Here is a 21,252-nt window from a genome sequence, read left to right on the forward strand (position 1 = left end):
GGGAGGGGCGGGCGGCGCCGGGCGGTCGGTGGCCCGGCAAGCTAGGTCAAGAAGCCCTGCGAACCGAAAGCGGTGGAGGCACTCATGACGGGGCGAGGCCGAATCTCTGGAAGAGCAGCGGCAGCCCGGTTTTGAGGCCGTAGCTCACAGCGTCCCCGCGATGTCCGATGCCGGGCCCGACGAACCGGTGCGTTGTCATGCCGGCGGCCTTCGCCTCTGCCGCGGCCTTCGCGCTCTGGGGCCCGTATTGCGGGTCAATGGCGCCGTTGGTGAAGATGGCGAGCAAATCGGTGTACGTGTGGGCTTTGAGGATCGTTACGGGCTTCTCCGCATCGAATGCGGCCTGGCTGCCGCCGAAAATGGTTTTCACGGTATTCGCCGCGGTGCCGTCCACGGGCTCCAGCTCTCCGGAGATGTCCAGCAGCGAGCCGAAGAGCTCCGGTCGCTTGGCCGCGAACGAGAGCGCGCATTCCCCGCCGTTGGAGTATCCGGCCACGGCCCACTGGGTCCGGTCCGTCGCCACGTTGAGGTTCTTACGGATGTAGTTGACGACGTCGGTAGTGACATAGGTGTAAACGTTGCCCTTGGCGGAGTCAACGCAGACAGGATTCTTGTAGGGACTCCCCAGCTGATCCACCGTGAGGAATAGCGGGGCCAGCCCCTGGTGTTGCTGGGCCAGGGTGTCGAGCTCCTCGATGGCCGTTTTGCTCTGTTCGGGGCCGCCCGGCTGGCCCATCATCATGATGACGATCGGTAGATCCGGCGGATTGTCCACCAGGGCAGCGGGCGGGAGGTAGAGGGTGGCGTCACGGGCTTGGAATCCTGAGGCGTCAGCCGGAATCGTGACTGTTCCGCTTCGTCCGACAGCCGGCATCCCCGCAGGGGGCTTCCATTCTTGCCACAATGCGGACCCGGTGACTGGCTGGTGTGCCGGGTTGAGTTTGGGCAGGGCAAGATGCGTCGTCTGGCTGATGCCCAACATGGCTCCCAATGTCGGGTTCAGTCCATAGCCGGCGTTGATCCCGAGCGCCGCCGTCGTGATGAACAGCACACTGGCGAGCACGGCAACCGCCTTCCGCCACCAGCAGGACCGCCACAGGTTAACGACAGCCAGGCCGAGCCCTGCGAACGCGAAGATCACCCAGACGCGGGTGTCCGTGTCCAGTGGCAGGCCGAAGACGTTCAGCACCCTTTCGCAGACAAACAGAGTCAGGGCTCCGGTCAGGGCGCCGGCAGCCACGGCGACGGCCGCCGTGACGAGCCACCTCCGCCGTCCGGGCAATTGTGATGCGTGCGACGCCGGATCGCTGGCCTCTCCGGCTGACGGCCGCGGCCGGCCGATCCGGCGCGGCAGGAGCCCGGCGCGCAGGAGCAGGAAGAGGACCGCCAGGGCGGACAGGGCATAGAAGGAATAGAGCAACGGCTCATTGATGACGCTGACATTGAGGAGCTGCTCCATCGTGTTTCCTCCTGTCCGCGATTGGGGTTGCGCCCGGCGGTCCGCCCAAGGCTGCACGCTGCTCCGCACGGGAATGCAGGCGCCTTCACGGGCTTTTATAGCACGCCAGCCGTAGGCGAAGCTGGGAATTTGAGGGGTGCTACCATCGTTCCGGCCCCGGGCCGCCGTCGATGGGCGATCAGCGGAACAGCCTTTGCGGGCTCGGACGTAAGTGGTCAAATGGAAGCGACAGGATGGGCCTGCCTTGAGTGTCCCGAAATCCTGAAAGGATTCCCAGTGCCAGAATCGCCGCCCCTCGCCGGGCACCGGCGGTTGCATCGCCGCAGGCCGGTGCGATGGCTGCTCTCGGTGTTGCGGGGGGCTCCCGTCACGGTGGCGTTCGTCGCCGTCTTCTGGATCATGGGTCTCCTGACCTCGAGTATTGTCTCCGGCCCTGCACTGCGCTGGAGGGCCGATGTGGCGGCCACGGCGCAGTCGCTGCCGAATCATTGGTGGACGCCTTTGACCGCCGCGTTCTGGGCCCGGGATCTGCTCGGCTATGTGGTGGGAACGGTGCTGGTGCTGTTGGCCTGCATACCGTTGGAACGGCAGCTGGGCAGCAGGAAATTCGCGCTGGCGGCCGTTGTGACCCAGATTGCGGGGCTCGTGGCGGCCGCAGGATTTTGGGCGGGCACCCGTGCCCTTACGGGGAACTGGGCCCGGGAAGTCGGCGGAACGTTTTTTCTTGGCCCGAGCGCTTTCATCTGCGGGACCGCCATGGCCGCCACGGCTTCCATGGGCACCTTGTGGAGGCGGCGGATCCGTCTGGGGCTCTTTGGGCTCCTGATTCTTCTCGCCCTCTACAACGGGGGGTTCGCCGATCTGGCGCGACTTGGAGCCGGTGCTGCCGGCGCGCTCCTGGGCCCGATCCTTCTGGGCCGCCGCCCCCGGCTGGTGCGCCCGGTGAGTTCACGGCATGAGGGGAGGATCCTCGTAGCTCTCCTCGTGGCAGTCTCGGCCGTCGGGCCCGTGGTTGCGGGCCTGGCCCCGCACGCTGTCGGGCCGCTCTCGGTCTTGCGCTTCCTCTTCACGGACATCCGGCCCGTGGACCCCCAGACATTGCAGAACGTCTGCGCAGTCCCGGCCCAGCACCGGGACTGTGAGGCCGCGCACCTGCAACTGAGGGCAGGGGCGGGCGCAATCTTCATGGCGATTGTTCCGTCCTTTCTTCTGCTGCTGCTTTCTGAGGGCCTCCGACGCGGACGGCGCTTCGCCTGGGCCGGTGTGCTGGTGGTCCAGGCCGCGCTATCACTGCTGGCGCTCATTACGTTGGTGGGGGTGCTCCTGGCGGCAGGCCCGGACACGGTTGCCGGGGAACTGGTGGATGCGAGCCAGCCGGGCCACAGCACCCAACCGCTGGCACTTGTGGTCCCGCTTCTCGTCCCCGTCATGATTTTCGGTGTGGTCTTGGCCTGCCGGAGGTTGTTTCCTGTCGCCGCACCGCCCGGGACCTACACCCGGCTCGCCCTGCAGGTCCTGGCCCTGGCCGGCGTCCTGGGCGTTATCTATGTCGCGGCCGGGCTGGTCCTCGCAGCGGATTTCACCCCCGTCCCCGGACTCGCCGATCTGGTGGCCGACGTCCCCGACAGGTTCCTGCCGCTGGGCTTCACGGTGGACGTTCCGCCCGCCTTCTTCCCGGAGAGCACCTTGGCAGTTCTGCTCTACGAGGGAGTGGGCATTGTCTTCTGGGCCATCACGGGCGTCCTGGTCCTTAAATCCTTCGTCCGTCCGACACACCCCCGGCACGGCGATGACAAAGACAAAGCGTTGGCGATCCTCACATCACAGGAAGGCAGTTCCATATCCTGGATGACGACGTGGACCGGGAACGCCTACTGGTTCTCCCGCACGGGTCAGAGCTTCATCGCTTACCGCGTCATCGCCGGAATCGCCCTGACGGCCGGCGGGCCCGTTGGACCCAAGAACCTGATCCCGGCGGTAGTGGAGGAGTTTTACGGCTACTGCAGGTCCAATGGGTGGACGCCCTGCTTTTACTCCGTTACTGCGGAGGTCCGGGATGCCGCATCCGGCCTCGGCTGGGATTCCGTCCAGGTCGCCCAGGAAACCGTCCTGCCCCTGGACACCCTGTCGTTCAAAGGGAAGAGATTCCAGGACATACGCACGGCCTTGAACAACGCGGCCAAGGCCGGAATCCATGCAGAATGGGTTCGCTATCCCACGGCCGGCCTGGGCATCCAGACCCAGATCCTGGCCATCTCAGAAGAATGGGTCGCGGACCGTAAAATGCCCGAAATGGGGTTCACCCTTGGCGGGCTCGACGAACTCAACGACCCTGAAGTTCGCTGCCTGCTCGCCATTGACGCCCACCAACAGGTCCACGCGGTCACCTCCTGGCTTCCGGTCTACCGCAACGGACGGATCGTCGGCTGGACCCTTGATTTCATGAGGAGGCGCAGCACCGGCTTCCGGCCGGCTATCGAGTTCCTCATAGCCTCCGCAGCAACGAGCCTCAAGGATGAGAACTGCGAATTCATCAGCCTCTCCGGGGCGCCCCTGGCCCGGGTGTCGCCCACCCTCCACCCGGACGGGACGCCGGAGCGTCCGCCTGCGACCGCCGGCCTCGACCGGCTCTTGGATCGTCTGGGATCCGCCCTTGAACCCGTCTACGGATTCCGGTCCCTCCTGGCTTTCAAGAGCAAGTTTCACCCCCGCTATGTCCCTCTCTACATGGTCTATCCGGACTCGGCAGCCCTGCCCGGCATCGCCAATGCCCTCACGCGCGCCTACCTGCCGGACCTGTCCCTGGGCGAGGGGTTCCGGCTCCTGCGCAGCATCCTTAGCGAACGCGTCGGGACGGTTGGACATCCGGGTCGTCGGCCGCAATGAGGGCGGACGACCATGGGGTCTTTGGTCTCTGCCTTCGCGCCAGGAGCCAAGGGATGATGTGAGGACCCGCTCAGGAATGTGGCTCTGCGGACCCGGAAGGCGGCCCTGAGGAATTCCCGGGAGACGAGATGGCGCGATTGAGTATTCTGGACCGTTTCAGGCCTGTAGGTACCCCGGGAGCTGCCGGGCCGGCCGGGGTGCCGGCTGCAGACGACCAGGGGCGGGCTGCAGAACTGGCACCAGTGTTCGCTGCACTCGCCGGCGACGTAGCAGCATGCGAGTCGCTCGTTGCGGAGGCACGCCTGAGCGCGGAAGGAGAGGTGGCCCGGGCCCGCGCCGAAGCGGCAGCAATCGTGGCCCGGGCCCGGCTTGACGCCGAGGCGGCACGCGTCAGGGCCGCCGTCCGGATCGAACAGGATGCATCGGAGCGGGACGCGCAGCTGCTGGAACAGGCACGCCAAGAGGCTGCAACACTGGAAAAGACCGGCCTGGCGCGCATTCCCGCCGTCGTCGGAGAGGTCATCGACAACCTGCTGGCTCCACAGAGCGCCGAGCAGTCATGAAAGCCGACTGGGTCGCGGCCTCTGTGCGTGCCCGGTCCATGGCGCAGCGGCGCGCCGGTGCCGGGGCCAGCCGGGCGATGGCCACCCAGCCGACGCTGGACAGTGCCGTGGCCCTCCTGCGGGAATCGAGCTACGGGCAACGACTGGCCGGGGCCCGCGGGCTCGCGGCCGCTGAACGGGCCGTCCAGGAAACCGTCCTGTGGCAACTGAGGGTGCTGGCGGGCTGGCTTCCGGCGTCGGGCACGGCGCTCGCGCGGACTGCTGCCGGGATTTATGAAATCGAAAACATTGCGGCCCTAGCGCATCACCTTGCCGGCGGAGGACCCACCCCGGAGTTCTACGCTCTTGGGGCGCTCGCCACCGCGTGGCCCAGGCTGCGGACGGCGGGCTCGGCCGAAGAACTCGCCGCCATCGTGCGCGCCAGCGCCTGGGGTGACGTCGGCACCGCCGGGCCGGGCCCGATGCGGGATGCGCTGACCGTCGCATGGGCGCGAAGGCTGGCCGCCTCGGCAGCCGCGGCGCGGCCGTGGTGCGGCGCGGCGTGTGTACTCGTGGCCGCCAGGATCGTGCTGGTCGACGGCGCCGCTCCCGCCGCGCAGGTTCTGCACCTGTTGCGTCCAGTCCTTGGCAGTTCCTGGGAAACCGCTAGCGACATCGAAGGGTTCACCGCCGCCCTTCCACACTCTCTTCAGGGCGTGGTGCTTGGCGTTGCGTCCCCAAAGGACCTCTGGCGTGCTGAGGCCCGGGCGTATGCCGCGGCGGAGAACGATGGATTCCGTCTACTCCGGGGTTCGATGCCCGGGCCGGACGTTGTACTGGGCGCCATCGCGGTTCTGGCCATGGATGCCTGGCGTGTCCGGGCGGCCCTGGCGGCGGCTGCCTCCGGCGCGGGGTCAAGCGAGGTGCTCGATGCCGCGGCGTGAATCTCTGGCTCCCGTCCGGATGGAACGGGTGGCCCTCGTGGTCCCCGAGCAGGATCGCCGGCGCATGCTCGCAGAAGTGGCCCGCAGCGCCGTCGTCGAACTTGACCTGCCCTACGCGCCTGGCCGCGGCGCCGAGGAACTGGACAAGGCGGTGGCCGCCGCCATCGTCTCCGGGCCTGCCGCGGCGCTGGCGGGCTGGGCACCACGGCGCGAAATTCCCGCACTGACGGCCAGGCTTGCCCCGCTCGGGGCCGCCGTTGTCCCGCTGCCGCGGCCGAAGTGGATCCAGCCACCCACGCTGCTTGGCGGACAGGCGCGCAGCGGAGTGTCCCGGACACTCGTCGATACCTATGGAACCGTTCCCTACGCGGATCTGGATCCCACATGGGCCGCCGGCGTGGCCTACGTGCTGATGTTCGGGATGATGTTCGGCGATGTGGGACACGGCGCGATCCTGCTGGGCATGGGACTCTTCCTCCGCACGGGCCGGAGCAAAAGACTGGCCAAACTGCACAAGACCTGGCCGTTCGTGAGCGCGGCCGGGTTGGCCGCGATGTTCTTCGGCGCGCTGTACGGGGAGGCCTTTGGTCCCACCGGCCTGGTGCCGGTCCTGTGGCTGCAACCCCTGGAGGACCCGGTGCAGTTCCTGATCGCCGGCCTGTGGGTGGGAGCGTTGCTGCTTGCCGGCTCCTACGCCGTCGGCACCATCAACCGTGTCAGGGAGGGCGGCTGGGCCTACGCCCTGTACGCCCGCTCGGGCGTCGCCGGCTCCCTTCTATTCCTTGCTCTGGGGCTCCTCGTCTGGGGACTCGCGACGGGCACCGGGTCCCTGACGGCTGCCGCGGCGGTCATCGGTCTCGGCGCACTCATCTTCATCTACATCGGACTCTTCGTAGAAGCCGGGGGCGGGGCCACCGCCGTCTTCCAGGCATTCGTCGAGCTTGTGGACACTGTGATCCGTCTGGGATCGAACCTGGTCTCCTTTGCCCGACTCGCTGCTTTCGGGTTGACGCACGCAGCGTTGTTGACGGTGGTCTGGAACGGGACGACGGCGTTGTGGGGACCGGATTGGCGCGCTGCCGCCGCCATCCTGGTGTTCGTCGTCGGAAATGCCGTGACGTTCGCACTTGAAGCGCTGGTGGCGGGAATCCAGGCCCTGCGCCTCGAATACTACGAACTCTTTTCCCGCGTCTTCCAGGCCGAGGGGCGCCCGTTCAGGCCGTGGTCGCCGGAACTGACCTCCACCGCCGGGGATCCGGACGCCACCGCTTCGGTCCTCCCGTCCGGCACACCGGCTGAAAGGCAATCACCGTGAACCTCTGGTTCGGCGCCATCCCTGTCTTCGTTATCGCCGCAACAGGCGCCGTCCTCCTCGTCAAACGCTGGCGAAAATCGGCATTCAAGGTGCTGGCGGCGCTCAACGTCGCCGTGATGGGAGGGGCCCTGGCCCTTCTGGCCGGCGCGTTAAGTGCAGGCCCGGCTGCCGCAACAGGCCAGGTGCCTGCCCTTGCCGCTGCGGCCGCTGACACGACTACGGGCGCCGGCGGATCGGCCCTGATCGCTGCGGCCATCGCCGTGGCCGGCTCATCGATCGGGGCGGCATTTGCCGTGGCCTACACCGGATCGGCGGCACTGGCCGCAATGAGTGAACGCCCGGAAATCTTCGGCCGGGCCATGGTTGTTGTCGGGCTCGCGGAAGGAATCGCCATCTATGGCCTCATCATCGCCATCATCCTTATCGGCAAGGCATGAGCGCGGAGAGCTGGAACGATGCCAGGAACCATTGCCGCGATTGGTGAACCGGCGTTGCTGGACGGTTTCCGGCTCGCCGGCGTCGTCATCTTCACCGGTTCCACGGATGAGGAAATCCGCCGCGCGTGGACCGCACTGCCCCCGGACACGGCCATCGTCATCCTCACGCCCCGTTCTGCACGCGCGCTGGAGCCGGCCCTGACCGATCCCCGCTCGCCTATGACCGTGGTGCTTCCCTCATGAGCGGGCTGTCACCGGAAGCAGACGCCACATTGGAGCCGGTGCGGCGGGCACTGCGCTCGGCGGCCGAACAGCAGGCCGCTGAGCTCAAAGACGAGGCAAGCCGGCAAGCCGGTGCCCTGCTGGATGCTGCACGGGCCGAAGCGGCGGCGATCCTCGCCGCAGCAGTGAAGGAGGGCGAAGACGCGGCCCGCTCCGAGGCCGCACTGCGCTCAGCGCGGGCCCGCCGCCAGGCCCACGAGCTGGTCCTGGCACAGCGCAGTTCCCTACGGCTGGAACTGCACCGCCAGGTGCGGGAGGCTGCGGCCGGACTCACGTCAGACCCGCGCTACCCGGAACTGGTGGCACGGCTGGCGGGACTGTGCCGGCAACTGCTGGGCCCTGATGCCCTCGTGTCAGAGAGCCTCGAGGGCGGCGTCTTCGCCGAGGCCGGTCCGCGCCGCCTGGACCTTTCGCTGCCTGTACTGGCCGAGATGACCCTGGACGCCATGCCCGCGGCGCGTGAGCTGTGGACCCCGTAACGTCCCGGCGGGTCGGCACCGTGGTGCGTGTCAGCGGACCTCTGGTGGAGATCGAGGGGGTGGAAGGACTGTCCATGCTGGAGTTGATCGCCGTCGGTCCCCGGCGCATCAGCGCCGAAGCTGTCGCCATTGCAGGGAACCGGGCAACCCTGCAGGCCTATGAATATACCGGCGGCTTGAAAGCCGGCGATGTTGCCGTCCCCACGGGTGATGAACTCGCGGGCCTCTTGGGGCCGGGACTGTTGGGACACGTGTTCGACGGGCTGATGCGCCCGTTGTCGTCTGCGCCGATGTGGCTGACCCCGGAGCGGTCCGGATCCGCGGAAGACCCCGCGGTTTTGGCCCGCGATTGGACCTTTCAACCGGCGGCGGTGCCCGGCACCACTGTCTCTGCCGGCCAAGTCCTGGGCACGGTCCCCAATTCCGGGGCGATGGAACACCGGGTCCTGGTGCCGGCGGGTGTGTCCGGCGAGCTTAGCTGGCTGGCCCAGGAGAGTCGGGTCCACGTCCTCGACACTGTGGCCGTGATCGGCGGCCGCGAGGTGGCGCTGGCCGAACGCTGTCCCGTGCGCCGGCCGCGTCCTTTCCAGTCCAGGGACTCCGGCACGGTGCCACTGCATACCGGCCAGCGGGTCCTGGATCTGATATTTCCGGTGGCGCGCGGGGCCGCGGCAGCGGTGCCGGGCGGCTTCGGTACAGGGAAGACACTGCTGCTGCAGCAAATCGCCAAGTGGAGCGACGCCGACGTGATTGTCTATGTGGGCTGCGGGGAACGGGGAAACGAGATGGCTGATGTCCTTGACGGGCTCTCCCAGCTCGAGGACGGGCGGACCGGCGGGAAGCTGATCGAACGCACCGTCATTATCGCCAACACTTCCAACATGCCGATGATGGCGCGAGAGGCGAGCATCTTCACCGGGATCACGGTCGCCGAGTACTACCGGGACATGGGGTACGACGTCGTCGTAATCGCGGACTCGACCTCCCGGTGGGCCGAAGCTCTGCGTGAATTCGCCAACCGCAACGGCGACCTTCCTGCCGAAGAGGGCTACCCGGCGAATCTTGCATCCGAACTTGCCTCCTTCTACGAGCGGGCCGGCCGCGTGACAACGCTGGGAGGGATGACTGCCTCCGTCACTGTGATCGGGGCCGTTTCGCCGCCCGGCGGCGACATGACGGAACCCGTAACCACGGACTCCCAGCGCTTCGTCCGCTCCCTGTGGACGCTGGACAGGGACCTCGCCTATTCCCGGCATTATCCGGCGGTGAGCTGGACAGGCTCGTTCGCCCGCGACGCGGAAGCACTCGGCAGCTGGCATGCGGCCAACGGGGATCCGGGCTGGGCCGAGCGCCGGGCCCGGGCCGCCGCCCTGCTGGCGGAGTCAGACCGATTGGCCGAACTGGCGGAGATCATCGGGACGTCGTCGCTGCCGGGCCACGAACGGATGGTGCTGCTCGGCGGGCGCCTGCTGCGCGATGGCGTGCTGATGCAGAACGCGCTCAGCGTCAACGATGGTTTCTGTTCGGCGGACAAGGGCGCCGCTCTGCTGGATCTTGTGCTCGACGTCGTTGATTCCTGCCAGAGACTTGTGGAAGGGGGCGTGGCAGCCACCACGATCGAACAAGCCGATCTCGGTCGGGTGCTTCGCGCCCGTGAGGAAACGGGTCCGTCGGACGCGGCAGCTGTCCAAGCCCTCGGCGGCGAGGTGCTCAAGGCATTGGAGGCCCTGCAATGAATGACGCAACAGCCTCGGCATCCGGCGGTGCCGGGTCCGTGCCGTTGTCGGCAGGCTTCGCCGCGCAGATCTCCTACGGAGATGTGCGGGAGCTCCGCGGGCCGCTGCTCATTGCGGGCGCGGTTGACGGCGTTGGCTGGGATGAATTTGCCACCATCGACATGGACGGCGGCGAGCGGCGCCATGGCCTCGTCCTCGAAGTGGACCAGGACCTCGCGACGTTGCAGGTCCTCGAAAGCACCGACGGCATGTCGCTGGGAGGAATCCGGATCCGCTTCGAGGGCCGTCCCCTTCACGTCCAGGTGGGAACGGAGTGGCTCGGCAGAGTTTGCAATGGACGTGGGGAACCGCTCGACGGCGGACCGCCCGTGACGGGCACGGCAAGCCTGCCGGTCAGCGGTTGGCCGCTGAACCCGGTCTACCGGCGGCCCCCGCAGGAACCGGTCCTGACCGGCATCTCGGTCATCGACGCCTTGACCACGCTGGTCAGGGGACAGAAACTCCCCATCTTCTCCGTTCCGGGTCTGCCACACCTGACGCTGGCGACTCAGATCGCGGCACAGGCGACGTCAGGCGGCCACTCATTCCGGGTGGTGTTCGCCGCCATGGGGCTGACGCACGCGGATATCGCGTATGTGCGTGACCGTCTTGAAGAACGCTCCGCCGGGAAGGAGTTGGTGCTCCTGCTCAACGCTGCCGACGATCCCGTCATTGAACGGATCCTCACGCCGCGGATCGCGCTGACGATTGCCGAACAACTCGCCTACACCGAGGGCCACGACGTTCTGGTGATCATGTCGGACATGACCAGTTATGCCGAAGCGGTCCGGGAAGTGTCTGCGGCGCGGCGGGAGATCCCGGCCCGGCGGGGCTACCCCGGTTACCTCTATAGCGATCTCGCCACCCTCTACGAGCGGTGCGGGCGGGTCAAGGACCACGATGGTTCCGTCACCATCGTTCCGGTGCTGACGATGCCGGCCGGCGACATCACCCATCCGGTACCGGACCTGACCGGCTACATCACGGAGGGGCAGATTGTCCTTGCGCCCGACATTGCGGCACGCGGCATATACCCGCCGGTGGACGTCCTGTCCTCGCTGTCCCGCCTCATGCGCAGCGGCGCGGGCAAAGACCGGACCCGCGAGGACCACCTTGACGTGGCCGCCCAGGTTCTTGCTGCCATGGCGCGCGCGCGGCAGGCGGCGGAACTGGCGGAACTAGTGGGTGCGGCGGCGCTGAGCGAAACCGACCGCAGCTACATCCACTACCGGGAATTGGTGGAAACGGGCCTCTTCAACCAGGGGCGCGACGAAATCAGGTCCCTGGACGACACCCTGGGCAGGGCATGGGCGGCGCTGGGTGCGCTGCCGGAACAGGAGCTGACCATGGTTTCGACCGCGCTCCTGGAACGGTATCTTCCCCATCGGGAAGGCCGGCCATGACCAGCACGGGCCGGGCAGGCAAGGTCCGGGTGGAGCGCCGGCTGATGACAGCCCGCCACGGCGCGCGCCTGCTGGACCGGAAGCAGCACATCCTGGCGGACGAGCTGGAACGGTTCCAACTTCGCATGGAACTGAGCCGGGCGGAGTGGGAGGAGTTGGCCAAGGAAGCGGCGCTCTGGCTGCGTCGGGCTGCCGCCCTGGACGGCAGCAGGCGGGTTGAGGCAGCGGCTCCGCTGGAGCCCGCCTGGGTCAGCGTGCCGTGGGGAAGCGCCATGGGTGTGCTGTATCCGGAGGACCCCGAGTGCCGGCTCCCGGCGGCGCCACACGCGGGGGGAAGCTCGGCCTTGTCCTACGCGGCCGCCGTTCATCGCAGGGCTCTCGAGGCCGGGGTGCGCTACGCCGCGGTGCAGCGTGCGGAACTGCTGCTGGCTGCCGAACTCGCGGCGACCCGGACCCGGCAGCGGGCGGTTGAAAACCGCTGGATTCCCAGACTGGAAGACGAACTGCAGAGCATCCGGCGGCAGCTTGACGCGCAGGAACTTGAAGAGAGCCTGCGCCTGCGCTGGGCGGCTGACCGGAACTCAGGAAACACGGGAACCACAGGAAACTCAGCAATCCTGGCGCAGGATCCCGACACGAGGGGGACCCGATGAGCGATGTGATCTTGGTGGCAGTCAATGACTCCCGGGCAGCTTTCCGGGCAGCGGAAGTGGCCGTCGAGTATGCGCGCCGGTTGGGCGCGAGCCTGCGGGTCGTGACGGTCAGGGACCCGGGGGCGCTTGATAGACATCCCGGTGCCATCGACCCAGCCGTCTTGGCCAGACATGCGGATCTGGCAGCCGAGGCCGCGCTCCGCCATGTGGCCGCGCTGGGGGCGGCGGCAGGAGTGCCGGTGTCTCTTAGCCGTCGCTCTGGCCGGGTTGCGGCCGAAATCCTGGCCGAGGCCCGCGAAGCCAAGGCGGCCCTGATCGTAGTGGCGTTGGTGGATCGTCCCGGCAGTGCAACCCGCTACATCGGCAGCCACACCCTGCGTGTTCTGGAGTTCTCCGGCGTTCCTGTGATGGTGGTGCCCCTGGGGGAGTGATCTCGAGTACCGAGGTTCCTGTCCCCGACGTTCGGGACCAAGCCTTCCTCCGGTGCGGCCCTATGAGGCCTCAAGCCGCCGGCGGAGTGACATGATGCCCAAGACCAGGCCGCCTGCGGCCGTCAGCAGCAGCACCGCCATGTCCCTGCCAAGGTTGTCGGTCGACTGGTAGAAGATCGCGGCCTCCAGCGCATCCACCCCATAAAACGTGGGCGTGAAGTGCGCTATGGTCTGAATCCAGCCGGGCAGGAATGCCGCGACGCTGATTCCGCCGCTTAGGAAGAAGAGGTAGATCGCCACGTTGATCCCGGCCGCCGATACCGGGGCAAACCGGCGGAAGGTGGCTCCAAGGGCGGCCCCGACCCCGGCCGCCGCGAGTGCGATCAGCCCGATCACGGCCAGCGCCGGCAGCCAGTACCAGCCCGCCGGCCGCAGGAAGCCCGAGACCGCCGACAGGACCAGCACCAGCGCTGCCACCAGCATGGTGGTCACCCAGCACCCTAGGATCTTCCCGGCGATCAGGGCCCCACGGCCGATCGGTGCAAGCAGCAGCGCCTTGATGGTCAGGTCCTCGAATTCCCGGGCGGTGGCCAGCCCGCCGTTGACGACACCCATGAGCGTCAGCAGCAGCACGAGGATGGGCACCAGTTCGAACTGTACGAGGTCAACGTCATGCGGCCTCAGATCCGACTCGGCGACGCCGACCATGACGGGGTTGTCCGGCTCGCCCGCGTAAAAGCGCGTGATCGCCGTCGGCAGCGATCGCCGGAGGTCGTTGGTGAAGTCCAGGTTCAGATTGTTGATCCGGATCTGTACCGGGTCCGGCCGGTGCATCCGGTAGTCGTCGTCGAAGGAGGCTGGGATGGTGATCACGGCGGCCACCTGAAGGGTATCGAGCAAATGCGCCGCCTCATCCGGAGTTGCGGCTTGGACGCGGAACGCGTCGGAGTCATTGAGGATCGAGACCAGGCGCTGAGCCTGCGGGCCGGTGTCCTCGGCCACCACTGCCACCGGATTGCGGCCGGTTGCCCCCGCCACGACGAAGATGATCAGCAAGAAGGCGATCGGCGGCAGCAGGCTGACCGCGATTGCCGAGGGTGTGCGCACCCACGTCACGATGTCTTTGGCCGCGATGGCAAGGACTGCCCGCAGGGCTCCCATCAGTGCGATCCCATCAGTGCCCCACCCCCCGGCGGCCGAAAACCAATGCGGTGAGCGCCACCGTGAGAAGGGTGAACCCGGCCAGGACCATCGTGTCGACGGTCAGGTCCTGGGTGGCCGTCTGGAAACCGTGGAAGGCGTGCTGGAACGCGGCGATCGCATAGGTGAGCGGGGACACGGCCGCGATGGCTCCGGGAACTTCACCCAGCCAGTTCGCCGGTCCGAACGGACCGCTCAGAAAGAACAGCGGCAGGACGCAGGCGATGGAGAGCGGGATCGCCTGCTGGCGCCGGCGGACCAGCGTCCCGACCAGCACACCGAGGGCAAGAAAGGCTGCGATCATCAAAAGGCCAAACCCGAGTACCTCCAGGGGATGGAGGGGCTGCACCCCGATCACCAGGATGACGACGCCCAGCACCAGAATGGCCGACGCTGCAGTGAGCGCGGCTGCGCCAAGAATTTTTCCGAGCCCGATCGCAAGCCGGCTAACCGGGGCCAGTGCCAGTTCCTTGATGGTTCCCAGTTCGTAGTCCCGCGCGGCGTTGACGCTGCCCTGCAACAGCGCGGCGAGCATCAGCCCGGCCACCACGATGCTGACGGCCAGGTAGGGGATGTAGCCGGTGTCGTGCTCCTGGACGTCGGACTCGACCGCCCTCACGACGACCTGTTCAGGGAACGCGCTGGCGTAGAAGGATGTTATGGACAGCGGCACCGCCCGCCGGATGTCGTTGGTGAAGTCGACGTTGAGGTTGTTGAGCTCGACCGGGATGTCCACCCGTCGTCCAGCGTTGAGCGCGGCATCAAAGTCTTGCGGTACCGTCACGACGGCGACGACGGTTCCCGCGCGGATCTCGCGCTCCGCGTCCGCCGGGGAGGCCGTATGGATGATAAACGACTGAGAGTTGTTCATGGCCTGAACGAATTGCCCGGCCAACGGGCCTTGGGTCTTCATCACCACCGCGATCGGCGCCTGGCCCCCGCTGATGGCGAACAGCAGGAAAAGCAGCAGGAAGTTGATCGGGATGATGATGCCGGCTATCGCGAACAGCGGTTCCCGGAGGGTGAGGCGGATGTCCACCGCCGCGACGGCCCGGACCACACGCAGGTTGTGTCGGAGGCTCATTCCCTGAGCTCCTTGCCTGTCAGGCTCAGGAAGACCTCGTCCAGGCTCGGTTCGCGGCTCTGGATCTCCTCGAGGCTCGTGGATTCGACCACCGCCGTCACCACCTTGCCGGTGACGGCGGCGCCCCCTTCTACAGTGACCTTCAGCCATTCGTCGGCAGCGACAGCGGAAACCACACCGGGCAGGGCACGGACTTTCCGGACGATGTCCTCCGCCGGCACCGGCTGGGTGCGCATTTCCAGGACCGTGTCACCGAAGCTGCGGCGAAGGTTCGACGGCGAGTCCAGCGCCACGAGGCGCCCGCGGTCGATGATGCCCAGCCGGTCACAGAGGACGTTTGCCTCTTCGAGGTAGTTCGTGGTGATGAGCACGGTGGTTCCGCGCTCTTTGAGCTCGAGGATCCGGTCCCAGAGCGCGCGCCGGCTCTGCACATCGACTCCCAGGGCGGGCTCGTCGAAGTAGAGCAACTCGGGCTCGTGGAGCAGTGCCCGGACCAGGGCCAGACGTCGTTTCATGCCGCCGGAGAAGGTGGAGACGCGGCTCTTTCGCCGCTCGTCCAGCTGCGCAAGCTCGAGCAATGACGTGATCCGCTTCTCGAGGCCCTTCCGGGGCACGTCGAAGAGATCGGCGTGAAAGCGGAGGTTGGCTTCCGCCGTGAGCTCCTCGTAGAGGGCGTTCTCTTGCGGCACCGTCCCCAGCGAGCGTCGGATCCTCTGCGGATCCACGAGCATGTCCACGCCAAGGACCGTGACCCCTCCGGAGGTCGGACGGCTCAGGCCGCTGATCATGTTGATGGTGGTTGTCTTGCCGGATCCGTTGGGCCCGAGCAGGCCGAAGATTTCCCCGCGTTCGACCCGCAGACTGAGGTTGTCGATTGCGGTGAAGGAGCCGAATCGTTTGGTGACTTCTGTGAGCTCGATGGCCGTTTCGGTCATGCCCTTACCTCCTTGGGCCACAGGCGCGGTGACCGGCCGGCAGTCTCGTCGGGCGGCCCCACGGCTCCATGATGGGACGGGGCCGATCAAAACACAACCGGTCGCGGTTACGCATCTGGCGTTTGAACCCCGGGAGGTCCACGCTTTAAGGAGTCGGGCTGTAGCCCGACGTCGGGCGGTGCCGGATCGCCGAGGGTGGTCTGCGGAGTGCGAGGAGAACGACCATGGTTGACACGGCATCCCCGGCTCTCAGGACCGGCGTCGGGCGGGACCTGGTCACAGAATTGCTGGGCATCTGGCTCCTCCTGGCGGTCTTCCTGGATGGCTGGGCACACCTCCACGTTCCCGGACTGGAAACGTTCTTCACCCCGTGGCACGCCGCTCTCTATTCCGGCCTCCTTGCCATGGCAGCGTGGACGGCCACCGTGATCTGGAGGAACCGCGAGCCCGGGCAGCCGCTCGCCCGCGCGATACCTGCCGGTTACCGGGGCACGGTGGTTGGAGTTGTCCTTTTCGCCGTCGCCGGCGTTCTGGACCTGGCATGGCATGAAATCCTGGGCATCGAAGTCTCTCTCGATGCGCTGGTAAGCCCCACCCATCTGCTGCTGGGGTTTAGCCTCTTCCTCATTCTCGGTACCGGCGTCCGCAGCGCACGGGCCCGTGGCCGGTCGGGCGCCTTCGAGTGGTCGGCGCCGGCGCTGCTGGCTGTGGCCCTGATGACCGGTTTGGGCGCCTTCTTCCTCATTTACTGCTCGGCCTTTGTCCGGACCGCTCCGGCGGTCCCGTACATCCCGACGCCGATCGGCAGTCCCGGCCACACCCAAGCGGAGATGCCTGCGGCGATCGGCATGGCCAGCTACCTGGTGACCACGGCACTGATCATCGCCCCGTTTCTCTACACCTGGTCGGGAGTCCTGCGGCGACCTCGCGGCATCGCCACCATGCTGGTCGCCGTCGTGGCGTGGCTGCCCCTGGCGATGTCGGGATTCCGCCCGGCAGGTGTCGCCGGAGCGGCAGGTGCCACGCTGGCCGCAGTTGTGGTGGACGTGCTGATCGCCCGAAGGGGCGGCCAATTGACCGGCCGCCGGCTGCCGGCGGTCAGCGCGGTACTGGCGGCTCTGATCTGGACAGGCCAGATGATCGGGATCGCCGTAGTGTCAGGGATTGGATGGCCTGTGTCGATGTGGCTTGGGGCCATTGTGCTGAGTTCGGCAGTGGCTGCCGGTCTGGCCTTCGTCAGCTCCTGGAACACCGGGAGCACGCCAACCCAGGAAGCAACGCACGCTTAGGAGGTTCAAGTGATCAGCATGACGGCATACGGAGAGACGTCGCGGGAGAAGAGGCTCGCAGCCATTGGCACGGCGGTGTTCGCTGTCGCGCCAGCGACGGCGGCCGGGCTCGTTCCGTGGTTGTTGACGCGCTGGAAGGTGAAGCGGCCGGTGCCGGGCGGACTCCCCGCGCAATGCGCCGGCGTCGTGCTCATCGGTGCGGGCGCGGCAGTCATCACAAGTTCGTTTGTCCGGTTCGCCGTCGAGGGACTGGGGACCCCGGCTCCCTTTGCGCCGCCGAAGCATTTGGTGGTCGGCGGCTGGTACCGATACGTGCGCAACCCCATCTACGTCGCCCTCGCCGCCTCGATTACCGGGCAGGGCCTCCTGCTGGGGCAGCCCAAGCTTTTTGCCCTTGCCGCCGTGGATGCCGTCCCCGTGGCCGCATTTGTGGTGTTCCACGAGGAGCCCACGCTGGCACGGACGTTCGGACCTGAATATGAGATCTACCGCGCCAATGTCCCGCGCTGGCTTCCCAGGCTCACTCCCTGGCGGGACGGATCCGCTGTGGCGTTGTAGCGTGGAGGCCAATGACACTTTCGACGCAGCTTCTCATGGCCTATGACCAGCAACTCCGAACAGATGCGGAGACGCCGAGCGCGCTCGCCGTTGAACTACTGGGCCCGTTGCGTCTGGTGACCTTTGCCGGCGGCCGAGGCTTCGTGACCTATCAGGATCTCGGTGGCGCCGCCGCACCCACGATCGCGCGATGGGTGGCCGAGGCACTTGCTTTCTACCGCAGCGATCCAGCCATTGTGCGGGTCGAGTGGAAAACCCGTGGACACGATGATGCGCCCGGACTCCATGACGCGTTGCTCGCCAACGGATTTGAGCCCGATGAAACCGAGTCGATCATGATCGGGCCAGCAAAGGCGTTGACCGCGGACGTGCAACTCCCGCCCGGCGTCAGCCTCCGCCGCGTGAGCGAAGAACAGGACATCCGCGCCATGAGCGCAATGCAGGACGAAGTTTTCGGCGTTTCCGTCTCCAACGGCAACGCCGACGCAATTCTGGCCCGTGCGGCACGCGGCGACGGGATGGAACTCTGGGTGGCCGAACACGAGGGATCGATGGTGAGCGCGGGGCGCCTCGAACCGGTTCCTGGCACGGAATTTGCCGGCATCTGGGGCGGGGCGACACGCGCCGAGTGGCGCGGCCAAGGCATCTACCGGGCCGTTACCGCGGCCCGTGCCCGGGCCGCGCTGGCGAGGGGCAAGACACTCATCCACAGCGATTCAACCGAGTATTCACGCCCTATTCTGGAACGCTACGGTTTGCTCCGGGTGTCAACGACCACCCCGTATCGCTGGCGGCGCTGAAGATCTTGGGGTCCGGCACGGGGCGGTCACCAGAATTTCTGCACACCCGGGGCTGCGTCACGGAGCCGGGCACCTTCGAGGACGATGGAGCACTCCTCTAAGCCGAACTCTCTCCACTGCGCGAGCAGTCGGAGGTCTCCTGCCGGCGGCAACGGCCAGAGCCAGAGCGTGCCTGTGCCGGACAACTCGTCGTCGCCCCCGTTCCCGCCGCCGTTTCTCAGCAGGAGGACCGGGGCCGGCGGCTGCTGGGTGCCGTCGAAGACCCCGTGCGGGTGTGCGCCCGTGCTGGCCTTGGCGCCATCGGGAAAGGCTGCGCCGAACAGGAGCATGGAAGCAGCGCCGGAGCCCCTGCGTGCGCCGGGTCTGCCCCGGAAGAATGCGTCGTTGAGATCCGCCCATTCCTCTTGGGTCTGTTCGCCCCGGCGGATGGTCCAGCACACATCGAACGAACAACCCGTGGAGAAGACATCCACGCTTTTTACAGCCATCACCATCGTCGGGCTCCGGTGCAGAAACTGCCCAACATGGAGCACGGCCGGCAGTTCGGACGGCGGGGCGCCCGCCCAGGCCGGGGGCACATACCGCGTTGCCCGTCCGCGCGGCGGAAGGGGCGGCACCGGGAATTCCTGGAAGAAGGTCATGGGTGATCCTTTCGTTGGCGTGCGCCCCCAGTCACTGCGGCCGGCCCGGGAGCTGGACCGTGATGGGCGGCGTTGTTATGGGACCGCCGCATTCTTCCGAGCCGCCGGTCCTGGTCCATTCCACCGGTGATTGCTGCTGGGCGAGCACCGTGCCGTCCTTGGCGAGCACGCGCGTCGTCACTTCGTGGGGCAATGGGCCGCTGACAGTGAACAACCAGGAATTGAGCGCCGTCCTGGAGGCAACGAAAGGTGCCGGGGACGGCGAAGCGTCACCCGGGAGGCTCGGGCCCGCTGTTTTCGGCGACGCAGCCTGTGCCGGGGCTGCCTCGCGAACGGAGCAGCCCTCCGGAGTGCAGAGCTGAACATCGTTGACGGCGGTGATGTCGCCTTGGAGCCTGACAGTGATGGTGCTGACCCAGCCAACTGCCGGGCAAACGACGTCGGTCATTGCGCAGGCCGACAGTGGCAGGCCGGCAAGCATGAGCACAACGGCAGAGCGAAAGATCCCCCAATTTGACCTCATCGTGCCAGTCTAGACAGACTCCCGGCTGACCGCTCGCCTCCCGCTGCGAGAGTTTCGCCGTCGAAGTCCGCCGGAAGAATTGTCCAGGTCCGCATCGGCGAGATCGCGATGGGGACCGCTGAGACGCCGGGCCGGTTTCGCTGACCGTCCGCCCCCGGTGCTTGAGGAATGCTAAGCCGGCTTGCGTGACAACCGCGCCAACACCTAATCGCCGGAGTCGTCCTCCTGCTTCTTCTTGTCCCGGCCTGAGAAGAGTGCCTCGCACGCGGCCTCCGTCACGGCCTGGAGCAGAGCCCGGATGATCTCCCCAAGAATCCACATGCGGCCACGATAGGGCGAACGGCCTGCTTGGCTAACGAAGCAGGCCTTTCCCGGGAAATACACCGACCGGGCGACGGTCCCACTCGCGTGCATCCGCCCGGTCTTTGCCCGACGCTGTCAGGATGCCGGCGTCGGGATGCGCTCCAGCGTGCACGGATCTGTGTTGGCTCCGCACACGATCACCGCCACGCGTTCGCCGTCCTGGGGCGTGTGGGCCCCGAAGGTGAGCGCAGCGAAGGCCGCGGCCGCGCCGTACTCGGCGGGGATGCGGTACTCGCTCCGACGGCGACGACGATCGTGTCGATGCCGGGCTCATCCTCCAGGATCTCTTCGGCGAGGGTGCCCGCCCCCGCAGCGATCTCGAGCTGGTCGTAGGCATGGCAGAACAGTGCACCGCTGGCTTCCACGCACTCCATTGCAGCCGCATAGGCCTCCGCGTACTCCGCGCCGACCTGGCGGACGGCTGCCCCGTATCCAAGGAGGCGCTCGACCTTGACGCGCGGTGCCGTCTCCGGGACGAACACTGTCGCCGGAACCCCAAGCGCCGCTGCGGCATAGGCATTTGCCAGGCCCGCGTTGCCGCCGGACGCGGCCACCACACCGACGGCGGGGTCAAGTTCCCCTCGCTCCCGGGCGGCGAGAAGACGGTTGAAGGCCCCGCGGGCCTTAAAGACACCGGTGTGCTGCTGAAACTCGCACTTGAACCAGAGCGGGGCGGCGGCGGTGCCTCCGCGGAGCAGGGGCGTGCGCCGCACATAGCCGTTGATGCGCCGCTCGGCCTCGAGCACATCGCTTCGGTTGATCACGGTTTCTTCCTCAAATTGCCTCGCCGATAGGGTCGCTAGAATAACGAGTGCCGCCGGTACGGTTTCAACACTGCCGCCGAGCCGGCCCCGGGTCAGCCGTCAGTGTCCGGAGGCATGTTGGCCAGCACGTCCGTCAAAGCGGGACGGAGGTCTGCCGCGATGCGGGGGAGTGCGTCGGCGTTCGGGATCCGGCCCTCACGGAGTTCCTTCTCGAGGCCTGTGCAGTAGCGCGTCAGCTGCTCTGCTCCAACCATTGCCGAGCTTGTCTTCAGGCTCAGGACGGCATCGAGCGCATGCTCCGGGTCCGCCGTGCCCAGAGCCGTGTGCACCTGCGCCAGGCGGTCCCGGAGCAGGGCGAGGAAATTGGAGGCAAACGTTGCTGCTGCGGTGCGTCCGACGTGATCAACCAGATCCTGGAGTTTCGATTCGTCCACGACCTGTGGCGGGCGTGGATGAACGCCACTGTTTGGCTGCCCAGTCCCGGTAGGC

General features: G+C 67.1%; 21 protein-coding genes and 1 pseudogene. 14 read left to right on the forward strand and 8 right to left on the reverse strand.

Translation table 11 applies throughout. From position 1 onward, the window contains the following. Positions 1 to 82: 82 nt before the first annotated feature. Positions 83 to 1,459: an alpha/beta hydrolase gene (locus tag ACVWZ7_RS20235; RefSeq protein ID WP_456508919.1), complete on the reverse strand. Its 1,377-nt coding sequence runs from the start codon at positions 1,457 to 1,459 to the stop codon at positions 83 to 85. 276 nt (positions 1,460 to 1,735) lie between these two features. Between ACVWZ7_RS20235 and ACVWZ7_RS20240 the strand changes: the two genes are divergently transcribed. From ACVWZ7_RS20240 to ACVWZ7_RS20290, 11 genes are all read left to right on the forward strand, one after another. Further along, positions 1,736 to 4,345, forward strand: coding sequence for a bifunctional lysylphosphatidylglycerol flippase/synthetase MprF (locus ACVWZ7_RS20240; protein WP_456508920.1), 2,610 nt, complete (start codon positions 1,736 to 1,738; stop codon positions 4,343 to 4,345). Between the two features lie 242 nt (positions 4,346 to 4,587). Next, complete coding sequence (locus ACVWZ7_RS20245) at positions 4,588 to 4,908, forward strand: hypothetical protein (RefSeq protein WP_344367589.1); 321 nt, start codon at positions 4,588 to 4,590, stop codon at positions 4,906 to 4,908. Next, positions 4,905 to 5,831, forward strand: coding sequence for a hypothetical protein (locus tag ACVWZ7_RS20250; protein ID WP_456508921.1), 927 nt, complete (start codon positions 4,905 to 4,907; stop codon positions 5,829 to 5,831). The genes ACVWZ7_RS20245 and ACVWZ7_RS20250 overlap by 4 nt, the downstream gene beginning before the upstream one ends. Next, entirely contained in the window at positions 5,818 to 7,146 is a 1,329-nt protein-coding gene (locus ACVWZ7_RS20255; RefSeq protein WP_456508922.1) for a V-type ATPase 116kDa subunit family protein, read from the forward strand. Before ACVWZ7_RS20250 ends, ACVWZ7_RS20255 begins: the two co-directional genes overlap by 14 nt. Then, positions 7,143 to 7,583 (forward strand): ATP synthase subunit C, encoded by a 441-nt coding sequence (locus ACVWZ7_RS20260; protein WP_456508923.1) that lies wholly within the window; start codon positions 7,143 to 7,145, stop codon positions 7,581 to 7,583. Before ACVWZ7_RS20255 ends, ACVWZ7_RS20260 begins: the two co-directional genes overlap by 4 nt. A gap of 18 nt (positions 7,584 to 7,601) precedes the next feature. Then, a complete protein-coding gene (locus tag ACVWZ7_RS20265) occupies positions 7,602 to 7,826 on the forward strand; it encodes a V-type ATP synthase subunit F (RefSeq protein ID WP_344367593.1) in 225 nt (74 codons plus the stop codon). Continuing rightward, positions 7,823 to 8,344, forward strand: coding sequence for a hypothetical protein (locus ACVWZ7_RS20270; protein ID WP_456508924.1), 522 nt, complete (start codon positions 7,823 to 7,825; stop codon positions 8,342 to 8,344). The genes ACVWZ7_RS20265 and ACVWZ7_RS20270 overlap by 4 nt, the downstream gene beginning before the upstream one ends. Next, positions 8,332 to 10,080 carry a V-type ATP synthase subunit A gene (locus tag ACVWZ7_RS20275; RefSeq protein WP_456508925.1) on the forward strand — a complete coding sequence of 583 codons (1,749 nt, stop codon included), beginning with the start codon at positions 8,332 to 8,334 and terminating at the stop codon, positions 10,078 to 10,080. Before ACVWZ7_RS20270 ends, ACVWZ7_RS20275 begins: the two co-directional genes overlap by 13 nt. Then, entirely contained in the window at positions 10,077 to 11,522 is a 1,446-nt protein-coding gene (locus tag ACVWZ7_RS20280; RefSeq protein ID WP_456508926.1) for a V-type ATP synthase subunit B, read from the forward strand. The genes ACVWZ7_RS20275 and ACVWZ7_RS20280 overlap by 4 nt, the downstream gene beginning before the upstream one ends. Then, entirely contained in the window at positions 11,519 to 12,175 is a 657-nt protein-coding gene (locus ACVWZ7_RS20285) for a V-type ATP synthase subunit D (protein ID WP_456508927.1), read from the forward strand. The genes ACVWZ7_RS20280 and ACVWZ7_RS20285 overlap by 4 nt, the downstream gene beginning before the upstream one ends. Continuing rightward, a complete protein-coding gene (locus tag ACVWZ7_RS20290) occupies positions 12,172 to 12,606 on the forward strand; it encodes a universal stress protein (protein ID WP_456508928.1) in 435 nt (144 codons plus the stop codon). The genes ACVWZ7_RS20285 and ACVWZ7_RS20290 overlap by 4 nt, the downstream gene beginning before the upstream one ends. A gap of 60 nt (positions 12,607 to 12,666) precedes the next feature. On the opposite strand, the gene ACVWZ7_RS20295 is transcribed toward ACVWZ7_RS20290, so the two are convergent. Genes ACVWZ7_RS20295 through ACVWZ7_RS20305 form a run of 3 tightly spaced genes read right to left on the reverse strand, consistent with a single transcriptional unit; the run spans position 12,667 to position 15,825 of the window. After that, the gene (locus ACVWZ7_RS20295) at positions 12,667 to 13,767 is read right to left on the reverse strand and encodes an ABC transporter permease (RefSeq protein ID WP_456508929.1); all 1,101 of its coding nucleotides are present in this window, start codon (positions 13,765 to 13,767) and stop codon (positions 12,667 to 12,669) included. A 13-nt stretch (positions 13,768 to 13,780) separates the two neighbouring features. Beyond that, entirely contained in the window at positions 13,781 to 14,890 is a 1,110-nt protein-coding gene (locus ACVWZ7_RS20300; RefSeq protein WP_456508930.1) for an ABC transporter permease, read from the reverse strand. Beyond that, on the reverse strand, positions 14,887 to 15,825 hold the full coding sequence (locus tag ACVWZ7_RS20305) for an ABC transporter ATP-binding protein (RefSeq protein ID WP_344367609.1): 939 nt from the start codon (positions 15,823 to 15,825) through the stop codon (positions 14,887 to 14,889). Before ACVWZ7_RS20305 ends, ACVWZ7_RS20300 begins: the two co-directional genes overlap by 4 nt. Positions 15,826 to 16,049: 224 nt before the next feature. Between ACVWZ7_RS20305 and ACVWZ7_RS20310 the strand changes: the two genes are divergently transcribed. Genes ACVWZ7_RS20310 through ACVWZ7_RS20320 form a run of 3 tightly spaced genes read left to right on the forward strand, consistent with a single transcriptional unit; the run spans position 16,050 to position 18,472 of the window. Next, on the forward strand, positions 16,050 to 17,114 hold the full coding sequence (locus ACVWZ7_RS20310; protein ID WP_456508931.1) for a hypothetical protein: 1,065 nt from the start codon (positions 16,050 to 16,052) through the stop codon (positions 17,112 to 17,114). Between the two features lie 18 nt (positions 17,115 to 17,132). Further along, a complete protein-coding gene (locus tag ACVWZ7_RS20315; RefSeq protein ID WP_456509159.1) occupies positions 17,133 to 17,672 on the forward strand; it encodes a methyltransferase family protein in 540 nt (179 codons plus the stop codon). 35 nt (positions 17,673 to 17,707) lie between these two features. Further along, a complete protein-coding gene (locus ACVWZ7_RS20320; RefSeq protein ID WP_456508932.1) occupies positions 17,708 to 18,472 on the forward strand; it encodes a GNAT family N-acetyltransferase in 765 nt (254 codons plus the stop codon). Positions 18,473 to 18,498: 26 nt separating this feature from the next. Here ACVWZ7_RS20320 and ACVWZ7_RS20325 read toward each other — a convergent pair whose 3' ends face one another. The 4 genes and pseudogenes from ACVWZ7_RS20325 to ACVWZ7_RS20340 all read right to left on the reverse strand — a co-directional run bounded on the left by ACVWZ7_RS20325 (position 18,499) and on the right by ACVWZ7_RS20340 (position 21,197). Then, positions 18,499 to 19,113: a hypothetical protein gene (locus tag ACVWZ7_RS20325; RefSeq protein WP_456508933.1), complete on the reverse strand. Its 615-nt coding sequence runs from the start codon at positions 19,111 to 19,113 to the stop codon at positions 18,499 to 18,501. 31 nt (positions 19,114 to 19,144) lie between these two features. Then, positions 19,145 to 19,636 carry a hypothetical protein gene (locus tag ACVWZ7_RS20330; RefSeq protein ID WP_456508934.1) on the reverse strand — a complete coding sequence of 164 codons (492 nt, stop codon included), beginning with the start codon at positions 19,634 to 19,636 and terminating at the stop codon, positions 19,145 to 19,147. A gap of 438 nt (positions 19,637 to 20,074) precedes the next feature. Continuing rightward, positions 20,075 to 20,763, reverse strand: a pseudogene (locus ACVWZ7_RS20335) (pyridoxal-phosphate dependent enzyme). A gap of 92 nt (positions 20,764 to 20,855) precedes the next feature. Then, positions 20,856 to 21,197 carry an Hpt domain-containing protein gene (locus ACVWZ7_RS20340; protein WP_456508935.1) on the reverse strand — a complete coding sequence of 114 codons (342 nt, stop codon included), beginning with the start codon at positions 21,195 to 21,197 and terminating at the stop codon, positions 20,856 to 20,858. Between the last annotated feature and the right edge of the window lie 55 nt (positions 21,198 to 21,252).

Source organism: Arthrobacter sp. TE12232, assembly GCF_054062615.1.